Origin of the sequence: Acinetobacter sp. ACNIH3, from assembly GCF_002918965.1 — a bacterium.
GTDB lineage: Bacteria > Pseudomonadota > Gammaproteobacteria > Pseudomonadales > Moraxellaceae > Acinetobacter > Acinetobacter schindleri.
Map to the genome: position 1 here is coordinate 20,604 of NZ_PQLP01000034.1, position 12,101 is coordinate 32,704.

12 protein-coding genes and 1 pseudogene are annotated in these 12,101 nt (G+C 41.1%); 3 read left to right on the forward strand and 10 right to left on the reverse strand.

The features are described 5' to 3' along the window. The gene (locus C3420_RS12480; protein WP_171058630.1) at positions 1-645 is read right to left on the reverse strand and encodes an SAM-dependent methyltransferase; all 645 of its coding nucleotides are present in this window, start codon (positions 643-645) and stop codon (positions 1-3) included. Positions 646-728: 83 nt separating this feature from the next. Here C3420_RS12480 and C3420_RS12485 point away from each other — a divergent pair, with 83 nt between their 5' ends. Both C3420_RS12485 and C3420_RS12490 read left to right on the forward strand, forming a co-directional pair. Continuing rightward, positions 729-914: a DNA gyrase inhibitor YacG gene (locus C3420_RS12485; RefSeq protein WP_004813427.1), complete on the forward strand. Its 186-nt coding sequence runs from the start codon at positions 729-731 to the stop codon at positions 912-914. Between the two features lie 144 nt (positions 915-1,058). After that, positions 1,059-1,238, forward strand: coding sequence for a hypothetical protein (locus tag C3420_RS12490; protein WP_005220781.1), 180 nt, complete (start codon positions 1,059-1,061; stop codon positions 1,236-1,238). 514 nt (positions 1,239-1,752) lie between these two features. On the opposite strand, the gene C3420_RS12500 is transcribed toward C3420_RS12490, so the two are convergent. The 5 genes from C3420_RS12500 to C3420_RS12520 all read right to left on the reverse strand — a co-directional run bounded on the left by C3420_RS12500 (position 1,753) and on the right by C3420_RS12520 (position 6,174). Beyond that, the gene (locus C3420_RS12500; protein ID WP_103800679.1) at positions 1,753-2,397 is read right to left on the reverse strand and encodes an MBL fold metallo-hydrolase; all 645 of its coding nucleotides are present in this window, start codon (positions 2,395-2,397) and stop codon (positions 1,753-1,755) included. Between the two features lie 21 nt (positions 2,398-2,418). Beyond that, positions 2,419-3,426, reverse strand: a complete 1,008-nt coding sequence (gene hemH / locus C3420_RS12505) for a ferrochelatase (RefSeq protein WP_008303933.1) — start codon at positions 3,424-3,426, stop codon at positions 2,419-2,421. Positions 3,427-3,493: 67 nt separating this feature from the next. Next, on the reverse strand, positions 3,494-4,522 hold the full coding sequence (locus C3420_RS12510; RefSeq protein WP_103800680.1) for a DUF4062 domain-containing protein: 1,029 nt from the start codon (positions 4,520-4,522) through the stop codon (positions 3,494-3,496). A 128-nt stretch (positions 4,523-4,650) separates the two neighbouring features. Then, positions 4,651-5,514 carry a glutamate racemase gene (gene murI / locus C3420_RS12515; RefSeq protein WP_008303930.1) on the reverse strand — a complete coding sequence of 288 codons (864 nt, stop codon included), beginning with the start codon at positions 5,512-5,514 and terminating at the stop codon, positions 4,651-4,653. Between the two features lie 48 nt (positions 5,515-5,562). Next, entirely contained in the window at positions 5,563-6,174 is a 612-nt protein-coding gene (locus C3420_RS12520) for a DUF1285 domain-containing protein (RefSeq protein WP_103800681.1), read from the reverse strand. Positions 6,175-6,359: 185 nt separating this feature from the next. On the opposite strand from C3420_RS12520, the gene C3420_RS12525 reads away from it, so the two are divergent. Continuing rightward, positions 6,360-8,072: an electron transfer flavoprotein-ubiquinone oxidoreductase gene (locus tag C3420_RS12525; protein WP_004890452.1), complete on the forward strand. Its 1,713-nt coding sequence runs from the start codon at positions 6,360-6,362 to the stop codon at positions 8,070-8,072. Positions 8,073-8,736: 664 nt separating this feature from the next. Here C3420_RS12525 and C3420_RS12535 read toward each other — a convergent pair. From C3420_RS12535 to C3420_RS12550, 4 genes and pseudogenes are all read right to left on the reverse strand, one after another. After that, on the reverse strand, positions 8,737-10,440 hold the full coding sequence (locus C3420_RS12535) for a T6SS phospholipase effector Tle1-like catalytic domain-containing protein (RefSeq protein ID WP_103800682.1): 1,704 nt from the start codon (positions 10,438-10,440) through the stop codon (positions 8,737-8,739). Positions 10,441-10,444: 4 nt separating this feature from the next. After that, positions 10,445-10,900 carry a hypothetical protein gene (locus C3420_RS12540; RefSeq protein ID WP_103857237.1) on the reverse strand — a complete coding sequence of 152 codons (456 nt, stop codon included), beginning with the start codon at positions 10,898-10,900 and terminating at the stop codon, positions 10,445-10,447. 101 nt (positions 10,901-11,001) lie between these two features. Further along, on the reverse strand, positions 11,002-11,916 hold the full coding sequence (locus C3420_RS12545; RefSeq protein WP_103800683.1) for a DUF4123 domain-containing protein: 915 nt from the start codon (positions 11,914-11,916) through the stop codon (positions 11,002-11,004). Positions 11,917-11,980: 64 nt separating this feature from the next. Further along, a pseudogene (locus C3420_RS12550) lies at positions 11,981-12,101 on the reverse strand (IS3 family transposase); the annotation flags it as partial.

Below are 12,101 nucleotides of genomic sequence, written 5' to 3' on the forward strand. Positions count from 1 at the left end.
TTATTCCACAGGCGCAACATTTTGCCCCTGTAGAGGCTGGAAATCATCAAAGCGGGTGGTATAACCCTCAGGTTTCGTAATAATGAGCTGCTGACAAAGTTCACCACGTTCCAGATATTTGATCTCAAAATGAGTACGGGCCGAATCGGATGCAATGATCTGCTTGTCATAAGGCAGGTTCCATAGCTCTTTCATCTGCTGTTCAGCTTCATCAATATATTCCGGAATATTACTTGCCAACGTAATCGAACCACCTGTTTTCAGCCGTGATAGCAAAAATTCAAAGAACGGCATATTGGCCCAACGCTGTGCCGGGTTATGTGGTTCCGGATTTGGATATAGGACAAAGAACTGCTCTACCTGGCCAGGATACAGTGCATGTACCACCCATGGCAGGGCATCAGCATGTACAGTTTTTAAATTTGGCTGGCCTTCCAATTCATGCTGCTTTTGCATGGCCAGAAATTTTTCACGGGTCCGTTCAATTGCAATCAGTTTGTGCTCTGGATGTGTCCGGGTAAATAACAAGGCATGCTTGCCCTTACCTGCACCAATTTCGACACAAATCGGTTCAGGGCTAATGCTTTGAAAATCACGAGGGGCATGCATACGCTGCGCTTGAAATTGACGAATTGGCATAATCAGATCAAACTAATGAAAACCGCATAAGTCTAACAAGTGCGGCTATGTTTGCCTAATTGAATCCAATTTTTTGTGGAGTATTGTCCATGCCAACGACCCTGAAATGCCCACGTTGTGGTGCACTGACTACGTGGGAAGACAATGCGTTTCGTCCCTTTTGTTCCGAACGCTGCAAGATGATTGATTTGGGTGCCTGGGCCAATGAAGACTATAAGCTGCCGACTCAAGATGCTCCGCAAGCTGATGGAGGCCGTGAAGAAGACCAGTTTTAAATGAGACTGACCAGAGGAAAGGAATTCGGATTGAATTCCTTTTTCATTTGGTGCTAGACTAGCCTAAAAACACTATATTATTGATTAATAAAATAAAATTTAAATAACTATTCCAATAAAATAACAAAAAAAGAGGACATGCCGATGTTTATCCTCCTGCTTAAAATTTTTATGCTGTTTTTGATCCTGCTATGCTGCACCAGTATTGGCCTTGGGCTCTGGAAACAGGACTATATCTTTATCTTAATTGGTATCCTGCTGGTTCTGGCCATCGTGATATTAAGACTGCAAATCCGGCAACTGCAACATGATCCTTTCGCTTGAAGTAAAAACCAAAATATTTGCACAGTCTGTTAAAAATTCTAGCTCAAAGAAGGATTACTTATAAGTTTTATTAAACTAAGATCAGTATTTATCTTGAATTTATTTTCGGTCAAATGTTAAACTGCGAAAACATTCTATATAGTTGATAATAAAATAATTTTCACTTTAAATAAGTAGGAAAACATAAAAAATTATAAAGAATGTCAATGACTTATCTTTTTGGGGATTTATAAATGTTAGTAATTATACTCAAGACTGTCATGTTCTTGTTTGTTCTACTATGCTGTCTCAGTATTGGCACGGGTATCATGCGCCATGATTATTTTTTTATTAGCATTGGTATACTCATTGCACTGGCTTTTTGGATTATTAGACTTCAGGTACATAAATTACAAAATGACCCTTTCGCTTAATATGTAATCTGTATAACCCATTAACCCACTCAAATAAAAAAGGAATCTAGAATCGATTCCTTTTTCATTTTTTAGATAACTACTACGTTTACATTAAGCGCTTAACCTGCTTTACCTGCGACAAAAGGATTATGCTGCTTTTCAAAACCAATCGTGCTCATTGGACCATGCCCTGAGATAAACTGAGTTTCCTCAGGCAGGCTAAAGCATTCACGTTGAATTGAATCAAGTAATTGCTGATGATTGCCACGTGGGAAGTCAGTACGACCAATCGAACCCTTAAACAGCACATCCCCCGTCCACAGCAAACCATGATTGCGGTTATAAAACATGACATGACCTGGAGTATGACCCGGTGCAAAACGGACTTCAAACTCTTCGTCCCCCAGTTTCAGTATTTCACCGCCCTCCAGCCATTCAGTCACTTCTACCTTTTCCGGAATCGGGAAGCCATAACGGGCAGATACTTCCTGAATCATCTCCAACCAGAACGCATCATCCTTATGTGGACCAATCACCGGCACATTCCAGGCTTTTTTCAACGCACCCACCGCTCCAGCATGGTCTAAATGACCATGGGTCAGCCATAATGCTTTGACCGTCAGGCCGAGCGCTTCGACTTCTGCTCTCAGTTTTTCCGGCTCACCTCCGGCATCAATCAAAACTGCTTCTTTGCTGTCTGTATCCCATAAAATGGAACAGTTTTGCTGAAAGGCAGTTACAGGAACAATTTTGACTTGGAGCATAGGCTTTAAAACCTCAAAAAATTAGTGAGCGAGAGTATGAGTCAATGCATCAAGATTAGCCTGTAGCAATGAATTGAGCAATTGCAAATGATCTTCGCGGCTATTCAATGCCGGAATATAGCTATAGCGTTCACCACCATTAGCCTTGAAGGTATCCGCATTTTCCATTGCCAGTTCTTCTAGGGTTTCCAGGCAATCCGCCGAGAAAGCCGGACTCATGACCTGAATTGATTTCACCCCCTGCTTGCCCCACTCTTCAATCAAGGCATCGGTATAAGGCTTAACCCATTCCTGCTTGCCAAAACGTGACTGGAAGCTAATCGCATACTGATCTTCAGATAACCCTAAAGCTTTAGCTACCAGTTTCCCGGTGATACGGCAACGGTCAGCATAGGGATCGCCTTTATCGGCATAAGGCTGTGGAATGCCATGAAACGACATCAACAGCTTTTCTGGCTTGCCATGAATCGCCTGATAGTCACGCACACTCTGTGCCAATGCCTGAATAAACAGTGGATGCTGATAATAATCACGAATCAGTGATAAACCCGGAAGATTACGCTGAGTCAGTACCCATCTCGCGACTGCATCGTACAGCGGCGCAGTAGAAGTGGCTGAATACTGCGGGAACAAGGGCAACAGGATCACGTGATCCTGAGGTTGTGCGCTGATCTGGCTAAGAACAGTCTGAATGTTCGGATTGCCATAGGTCATGGCGGGCACCACATTCAGCTCGAATTGCGGATAACGCTGAGTCAATTCTGCTCTGACTGCTTCAACCTGTTGCAGCAGGATTTCACGCATGGGTGAATCTTTAGCCCATACTTGTGCATAAGCCTGCGCAACCCGTTTAGGACGGAAAGGTAAAATAAACAGGCGCAAAATGATCTGCCAGAGCGGTTTGGGGATTTCAATGACACGCTGATCGGACAGGAACTGCTGCAGAAAAGTTCGTACTGCGGGAACGGTAGGAGCATCAGGGGTACCGAGATTTGCCAGGATAATGGTGACTTTCGGTTTAGCAAACATTCAGATCATCCGTCTTGAGGGGTCAACCCCTGTACTTTAACAGTTTTCAATAAATTTATAATATGGATTAATATACTGACTTATATTGAAAAACCCGATCTTTATCCAGTAAATTACTTTCTATCAATTTCTGGGCTTTAGCCGTGATCTGCCATAGTAAACGCTGACGGTCATCACGGCCAGTCGGTACAATCCAGTCATTTTGTCGCATCTGCATTTTCAGGCTATGCAAGGCACGAATGTTCATCTGTGCACGTGCCACGGCATGAGCACGTGGCATTTCTATACGTGCATCTTCCAAACCGGTTTCATTTAAATATTCATTCAGACGCTTAGAGAAGAATTCTTCTGGTGTTGGATTGACAAAAGTAGATCCAAGAATTGCCAGAAGTTCAGCCCAGGTCAGTTTTTTCTGAATTTTGAGCTCTTTAAAGTTACCATCCTGATAGGCATGCATGCGATATTCAAAAGAAAAAATTTCATGCATGGACACTTTAGGCAAGCTCAGAAATGGATCAGGCTCACGCTTGCCTGCTTCGGCTTCCATTTGGGCAATACGCGCCTTGAGCTGATCAATTTCATCATGCAGGGCTTGGGCATTTTGGGGACGTACCCAGCCAGTCACCGGATAGCGTTCTAGCATCTGGGGCATGTTCAGGCGAACTGCCATTTCCAGATCACGCAGGCTACGATAGGTAAAGACCTGATCGACTTCATTTTGTAGCAGTTTTCGGAAGTCATTAAATTTTTCACGCAATTCCGCTTTAGCATCATGGAGGGACGGCTCACGAGAGGCAGGGTCATCATGCATAAATACAATAATTGGTTTCTGCTTGGTTAATGCATAGATATATTCAAGGTGCATATAGCCAACGCCAGAAACGGACTGTTCACCATACTGGCTTCCCAGCAGGATTACCACATAGTCACAGTCATCAATTTGACGGCGAGCAAAGGCAGTACTGAGTGGATTACGCTGTTCCAGCCCCCAGGAGAAGAAGCCCATACCCACCAGCGTTTGCGACAAGATGATACGCTCTGGCTGCATTTCCGAACCAGATGTGGATATAAAAACCTGATAACGTTTATCCAGCATTCCAAACCCTCTCCAACTACCGCGAATATGCACAGTTCACCTCGATTTCCATGAGCTGTTGCATATGCGTGCCCCACTTAAAAATATCAAATTTTAAAATAATGTAATTCACTGACTTAAAACTCAGCTTATATATTACTTACAGACCATTGAATATCGTCCAGAATCAGGTGCTGTATAATCGGTTGAACTTGTTCAGCATTTTGACCACTGACAAAAATTTCGATTCTTACACTTTCTTTACGTTCGCCTTCAAATAATAACTCATTTTTGATCAAAATACGGGCGGTTTGTCTTGCAACTGCCAATCCAGAGTCAATCAATGTCATTTTATGACCAAAAATATACTGAATTGACGATTTTAGGAAGGGGTAATGTGTACATCCAAGTACTAAATAGTCTGCACCCTGATCTACAACTGGTTGTAAAATCTTGGTTAATGTCGCTAGACACGCGGGACTCATCTGCTCGCCAGCCTCGACAAAAGGCACCAGATCCAGACAGGTAACTGGAATCACATTTACCCCTGCGGGCTCGGCAAAACGGGTCATGACATCTTTAATCAGCTGACCGCGAAAGGTTGCTGGTGTGGCAAGCACGGCCACAGTTTTGGAATGGGTCGCCAAAACTGCCGGCTTTAAAGCCGGTACCAGACCGATAATTGGAAAACGCTCGCCATAATGCGTACGCAAATAATCCAGACTAAAAGCTGAAGCAGTATTACATGCCACGACAGCAGTCTTGCAGCCCTTGCGATATAACCATTCAATTGCCTGCGCGGTGAGCTCACGAATGTCCTGATCCTCACGCGGACCATAAGGCACATTGGCAGTATCGGCATAATAGACGAAACGTTCATTCGGTAAATGGCGTGCAATTTCTAGTGCAACAGAGAGGCCTCCGATTCCTGAATCAAAAATCCCAATGGGTGCATCTGCAGTAACATCAATAATGGGATCGAGTGTGGACGAAATCGGATAAATGGCGCTCATACAGGGGCTGTTTGCTCAAATGGACAGACATGGCACAAAGCTTAAACCTCAGGTGCCTAAATGCAAGTCTAAATCACCACTTTTCAAGTTTAATACCGTGTCGCCTTCAGAATTTTCGATAAGCTCACCCATTTCTACCAGATGTAAAAAGGCAGCTCGCTGAATCAATGCATTGATACCAAAACGCACATGCACATAAGGGCGCTGTTCATCACCAAAAGTACGCATGAAAATTGGATGTTCTTTATCTACGATGATTACATCCTGCGTCGTTGTCGTCAGCTGAATATAGCTTTTTCCATCAATTTCTACCTGATCAGCCTGCCCTACAAATAAGGGCTCATCTTCGACTTCAATTTCGATCTGCTCAACCGGGGTTTTGAGATAGAATTTGCCATCTTCCTTCCATAGCACTGTTGAGAACAGGTCAATCATGGCTTGGCGTTTAATCAATTGACCTTCGTGCCACCATTCTCCATTGGCTAAAACCTTCAAATCCATTGTGCCACAATGCTTTGGCTGCCACTGATCTAAAGGGGGTATTGACCTTTTGTGACTGTCCTGTGCATCTTTTATGTATTGTGCAATATTTGTTAAATTTTTATCATCAGTCATGGCTGTTTTTTTCGTCGGATGATTCGTTTCTGCTGACTTATCCATAGTAGAAGACCTTAATGACGGAAAAATAATATGTTTCAGCCAATTGGCTTAAACTGGGTTTAAAACTATACTAGCCCACAAGATGAAAGACACTAATCTTTTTGTGTCCAGGAATTATAAATACTCATGGCAGCACCCGATCATCCGATTATGGTTGCCACCGAATGTAATATGAGGAGTCCCACATGGAGCACATCGAACGTGAATCGATGGAGTTTGACGTAGTCATCGTAGGCGCAGGCCCTGCGGGTCTTTCTGCTGCGATCAAAATCCGTCAGCTTGCAATTGAAAACAACCTGAATGATCTGTCCGTTTGTGTCGTGGAAAAAGGCTCCGAAGTCGGTGCTCATATTCTGTCTGGTGCTGTACTTGAACCGCGTGCCATGAACGAGCTGTTCCCTAACTGGAAAGAAGAAGGTGCACCTTTAAATGTACCAGTGACTGAAGACAAAACCTTCTTCCTGCTCTCTGATGAAAAATCACAAGAAGCTCCGCACTGGATGGTGCCTAAAACCATGCATAACGATGGCAACTATGTCATCTCACTGGGCAACGTGGTGCGCTGGTTAGGCCAGAAAGCAGAAGAACTGGAAGTCTCGATCTTCCCAGGCTTTGCTGCCTCTGAAATCCTTTACCATGAAGATGGTTCAGTCAAAGGTATCCAGACGGGTGACATGGGCATTGGTAAAGATGGCGAACCAACGCATAACTTCACTCCAGGTTACGAGCTGCACGCGAAATACACGATTTTTGCTGAAGGCTGCCGTGGTCACTTAGGTAAACGCCTGATCCAGAAATTCAACCTGGATAAAGATGCAGATCCACAGCATTACGGTATCGGCATTAAAGAACTATGGGAAATTGATCCTGCCAAGCACAAGCCAGGTCTGGTTATGCATGGTGCAGGCTGGCCACTCAATGAAACCGGTTCTTCAGGTGGCTGGTGGTTATACCATGCGGAAAATAACCAGGTGACTCTGGGCATGATCGTGGACCTTTCTTATGAAAACCCACACATGTATCCATTTATGGAAATGCAGCGCTGGAAAACCCATCCTCTGATCAAACAGTATCTGGAAGGCGGTAAACGTATTTCTTATGGTGCGCGTGCTGTGACCAAAGGTGGCTTTAACTCACTACCAAAATTCACTTTCCCGGGTGGCTCGCTGATTGGTGATGATGCGGGCTTCCTGAACTTTGCCAAGATCAAAGGCTCACATACTGCGATGAAGTCAGGCATGCTCTGCGGTGAAGCGGTATTTGAAGCAATCAAGGCCGGTGTAGAGAAAGGCGGTGACCTGGCAGTTGCACGTGTAACTGAAGGCGAAGATTTCTTCGTGAAAGAGTTGACTGCTTATACAGACAAGTTCAACAACAGCTGGTTGAAAGAAGAGCTGTATAGCGCGCGTAACTTTGGCCCTGCAATGCATAAGTTTGGGCAATGGATGGGTGGTGCATTCAACTTTATCGACCAGAACGTGTTTAAAGTACCATTTACCCTGCATGACCTGGTGCCAGACTTTAAGACATTGAAAACTGTTGATGCGGTGAACTTCAAGCCGAACTATCCAAAACCGGATGGCAAGCTGACTTTTGACCGCCTGTCTTCAGTGTTTGTATCGAACACTGTACATGAAGAAAACCAGCCTGCGCATTTGAAACTGACCGATGCTTCAATTCCAGTGAACGTGAACCTGCCAAAATGGGATGAGCCAGCTCAGCGCTACTGCCCGGCGGGTGTATATGAAATCATGGAAAATGATGATGGTTCGAAGCGTTTCCAGATCAATGCAGCCAACTGTGTGCACTGCAAGACCTGTGATATTAAGGATCCTTCTCAGAACATCACCTGGGTAACACCGGAAGGTGCTGGTGGTCCAAACTATCCAAATATGTAATCTCTCATGAGATATAAATAAACCCGCTTTCGAGCGGGTTTATTTATATAAGTTTTATAATATCCCTTTTAAAGCACTTAAGTATTTTTAGAAAATTCAATTTTATTTTTCTTTATTGGTTGCTTTTAAATACCAGATTGTTTCACCCCAATCACTTTCTAATTTTAGGAAAATATCTCCTTTTATAAAATACTGTGATTCAGACTGATTCGCGGGACTCCACCTTTTAAATAGAATTCACCTCGCTGTTGATATATCGCTGGACCTTCCCAAGCACAGAGTTTCTAATCTTTTGGAACAGTATACTCAAGATATTCACCATTACTATTCCAGCTCACCCTAATGCAAATATATCTCTCCATTCCTTACGACTTTTTAACTTATCAAAATCAGACTTTCTCATCCAAGAGATACCATTATCCAAACTTCCAGGCGCTGGATTCGACTTTCAATTTTTAACATGTTATACATTTAAACACTCATTATTATTTTTTTACTCATCATTGATATAGCCAACTGCGCACGCTGTAAGACCTGTGACATTTAAGATCCTTCACAGAATATTATGTGCGTTATACTTGATCTTGCTGATGGCCGAACTATCTAATATTTAATTTATTGAATAAAGAATTCTCATATACAGATTTTTTATTAACTTTCAAAACTAATTATTCTGAGTTTTTTCAAATTCATTATTTTCATAAGCTATTTGTTCGTGGATAGGCCCTAATTTTTTATCGACTCTTTTACCTTTCCAACTTCGTTTTGATTCATATACCGTTCGTTGTCTAAAGTAACTAAATGGCTCTGCATTATAGATGAAACCATATTTCGAATCGTGTACATAGCTTGAATAAAAATCTACTGCTTCTTGTGAAACATTTTTTTCCCAACTCTGTAATTCCCAATCATCTATATCGACTAAAAACTCATAAGCTTTAGCAAATGGATAAATGATTCTAAATACGTGTTTTATACCTGTTAAATTAGATTGATCAAATGTGGTGAAATTTTTAGCTGCTTTAACTCTTTCAACTTCAGTGGCCATATCAGCAGGACCGGTTGGTAAAGAAAATCCGGCTTCTTCTCGAGCATTTTGACTCACTGAAAGATAAGCTAGATCTTCTTTTGATTTACCTGCTGCTAAATATTGTTGCCGTTGACGATGTAAAGTTCCATAGGCACCATAATGAAGTTTCATATAATTTATAATGTCTTTTTTTACATTACCTGTCGAGGCTCCTACTGCTTTTTGAACGGCTTCAAAAAGTTGCTGGGTTTTATCTTCTATTTGAAATTCATCTTCAAATAAAATAGGATCTTCTTTTTTAAGATTTTCATAATTAAAAATTTTAACACCTGAATTTTCAGCACTTTCAAGCATATCTTTTAAAGGAATACGGGCAAAATTATTACTAATTGTTTGTGAACTTGGCTCATAGCCACCACCCACATCGGAATGCATTCCAGGATAGACTATTTCTTTCCATGTTCTTGGGTTAGCTAATTTACTATCTATACAAATTGAATCTACAGGAAAAGCAAAACGTAATTCATTCCCCGCGACTTGATGCACGCAATTTTTTACTCTCGGATCGACTACTATGTCTCGACCTGTGAAACTGAATTTATTCGACATATTGGTCGCAGGCAAGCCAAAAGATGCAACAGTATCAAATATGCCTAAAAACTGAATTTCCATCGGTGCAGGTTCTGCTTGACCTGAGATTTGATACTTTAGGCTCAAATCCTCAGTTTCAGTTTTCCAAATCATTTCATTAGAAAATACACGTGCCAGCGCAGCCCCGCGTGAGAAACCAAAGATCGATAAATTAACTTTTTTGATTAGACGATGCTCATTCAGCTTCGTCCCCATTTTAACTATTGCTTCATTTTTTCGCGCTTCAACTTGAGGTTTTAGCTTCGCTTCTGCTTGGGCAATTTTTTGTTTGAGGATGTTTTCAAGGCTAATACTGATTTGAGACTCACCATATTTTAACCGTCTTGTACCTCCAATCCCTGTTACCCCGCCTGTAAGCTCATGGTCTTGCACTGTGGCTATTCTTTTTTCGACTTTGTTTAGCTCACCATTAAACGGAGTTCCAACTCCAGAAACATAAATAGGATGATTTAACTTCACTGGCGACTTTGTACGCTCAATTTCGAATAAACTATAAGATTGTGCATTTCGCCATAACTTTGCTGGGTTGGCGAGTTTTCCTTTATCTTGGTCTGCTTCTAAATTGTTTCCTGTCCCATCAAAAAATACAGAAATATTGACTACATCTGCACAATCTTGCTTGGCTTGTGGAGACTGGTTACTAACATCTTGATTGCTATTTTTTATTTTTTGTAACTGAGAAACCATATTCTTACCTTTTTATTTTTTTATCACTCTCATTTAATTCATCAATTAATTTCGATCTCACTTCTAATCCCATTTTTGTAGCATCAGGCATATTTCGCCCTTCAGTCAATGTGATTTCAACCCTATCATCTGGATAAAGGTGCACTGCTAAATAGCTTTTACCTTTTAAATCCTCCTTTGTTAAGTGTGGGACATTTTTTGCAATATGCTCTTTATAGCTATTTCCTTCCCCCCATTTGATGTATTGTGGACCTGTAATAACTGCAGATCGTTTGGTGGCTGCCCCAAATCCTCCTCCAACTTCTTCACCATTCACTTGTACAATATAAGGTCTATATCTTGGGTCATAACCGAACGATGTTGTCGTAAGAATATAGGTTTTACTGGAGCCTGAACTACATCCCACCAAACCTAAAGCCAAGCCTACTGGTAGCATCACAATTTTTTTAAATATATTCATAACATCCCCTATAATTTTTAATTTACTTAAAGAATATGCCTAACTTCACGTTGCTTTGATGATTAATTAATTGTGTTAGCATAAAGTTCATGTTTTATGATTTATTCGTTTTCTTCAACTAAACGCTCTAAATCTTCCATCGCCTGATCCATTGTGACCATCTTATTCTTCACTTTTAGTAGTACACTTTGAAGAAGTTCATCTTGCTCGAAAGTATTTTTATATATCAAAGTTAGACAAATAAAATTTAAAATATCCCGAGTACCTTCCAAACCATATTCACGTGCTAATGCTATTTTTTTCACAACATATGGGTAAAGCTCCCATTCCTTAAATTCCTCAACCAAGAAAGGATTATTCAGATTTAGATAATAAATCAAATGATCAGGAAAGGTTGCTTCTACCATCATGTCTTCTTGTACTGGCGTAAATGTAAACGGATTTTGCCAATCATAAAATTTCAGAGATTCATGACCATTACCGCCGATGATTTTATGTAATTTGTCTTTTCGATCCCAATACCACCAACTGTGAATAGGCTCTAATAAAACTTTCTTCTGCTGGTCTGATAACACTTGTTGCTTAACATAAAGATTCTGGTCTGAAATTTGACCGACTAAAGTACCAAGAATAGCTGGATCCCAAAATGCTAAATACATCTCTAATCCACCTTCAAACTGGACATTTAGAAATTGCCTCAAATGTGAATATAAACTATCAAAATCTAAAGGACTTATTATTAAGGTTAATCGAGGAGTCCCAACTACGCGTTTAGAGATATATTGCCACTCGATATTATGATTGTGCCCGAGTTGAACCAAATGAGGTGATATTTCTGCAGCTTTATCACCAGCAGCTTCTGTTAATAAATTGCGATAATGTAAATGTGAATTCTTTTTTAAAAACCAACTGTCTTGTGCTGCATCAGCCAAAGCATAAACAAAATAAGTCTTATGTTCCCCAGATGGATATTCTTCAAAAAAATAATGTAAATCAGGATGTAATAAACTTATCATCTATGAACCATCCCCTTTATTGACAAATGCCCCACGTTGACTTGCTCTTCGTGCCAGACTGATCCTAGACAGTATTGTGGACAACCGATCCCTCTAAATTCTTAAAATATTTCTGTTCAAAAGCTTCTGGGCTTAACCAACCATTTGCAGAATGCCTTCTGACCCGATTGTAATAAATCTCAATA

What these genes read in the sequence shown, in the direction of transcription:
- C3420_RS12545 (WP_103800683.1), bottom strand. Translation starts at nt 11,916, where the DNA reads ATGATAAGTTTATTACATCCTGATTTACATTATTTTTTTGAAGAATAT.
- C3420_RS12540 (WP_103857237.1), bottom strand. Translation starts at nt 10,900, where the DNA reads ATGAATATATTTAAAAAAATTGTGATGCTACCAGTAGGCTTGGCTTTA.
- C3420_RS12535 (WP_103800682.1), bottom strand. Translation starts at nt 10,440, where the DNA reads ATGGTTTCTCAGTTACAAAAAATAAAAAATAGCAATCAAGATGTTAGT.
- hemH (WP_008303933.1), bottom strand. Translation starts at nt 3,426, where the DNA reads ATGTTTGCTAAACCGAAAGTCACCATTATCCTGGCAAATCTCGGTACC.
- C3420_RS12510 (WP_103800680.1), bottom strand. Translation starts at nt 4,522, where the DNA reads ATGCTGGATAAACGTTATCAGGTTTTTATATCCACATCTGGTTCGGAA.
- murI (WP_008303930.1), bottom strand. Translation starts at nt 5,514, where the DNA reads ATGAGCGCCATTTATCCGATTTCGTCCACACTCGATCCCATTATTGAT.
- C3420_RS12500 (WP_103800679.1), bottom strand. Translation starts at nt 2,397, where the DNA reads ATGCTCCAAGTCAAAATTGTTCCTGTAACTGCCTTTCAGCAAAACTGT.
- C3420_RS12520 (WP_103800681.1), bottom strand. Translation starts at nt 6,174, where the DNA reads ATGGATAAGTCAGCAGAAACGAATCATCCGACGAAAAAAACAGCCATG.
- C3420_RS12525 (WP_004890452.1), top strand. Translation starts at nt 6,360, where the DNA reads ATGGAGCACATCGAACGTGAATCGATGGAGTTTGACGTAGTCATCGTA.
- C3420_RS12485 (WP_004813427.1), top strand. Translation starts at nt 729, where the DNA reads ATGCCAACGACCCTGAAATGCCCACGTTGTGGTGCACTGACTACGTGG.
- C3420_RS12490 (WP_005220781.1), top strand. Translation starts at nt 1,059, where the DNA reads ATGTTTATCCTCCTGCTTAAAATTTTTATGCTGTTTTTGATCCTGCTA.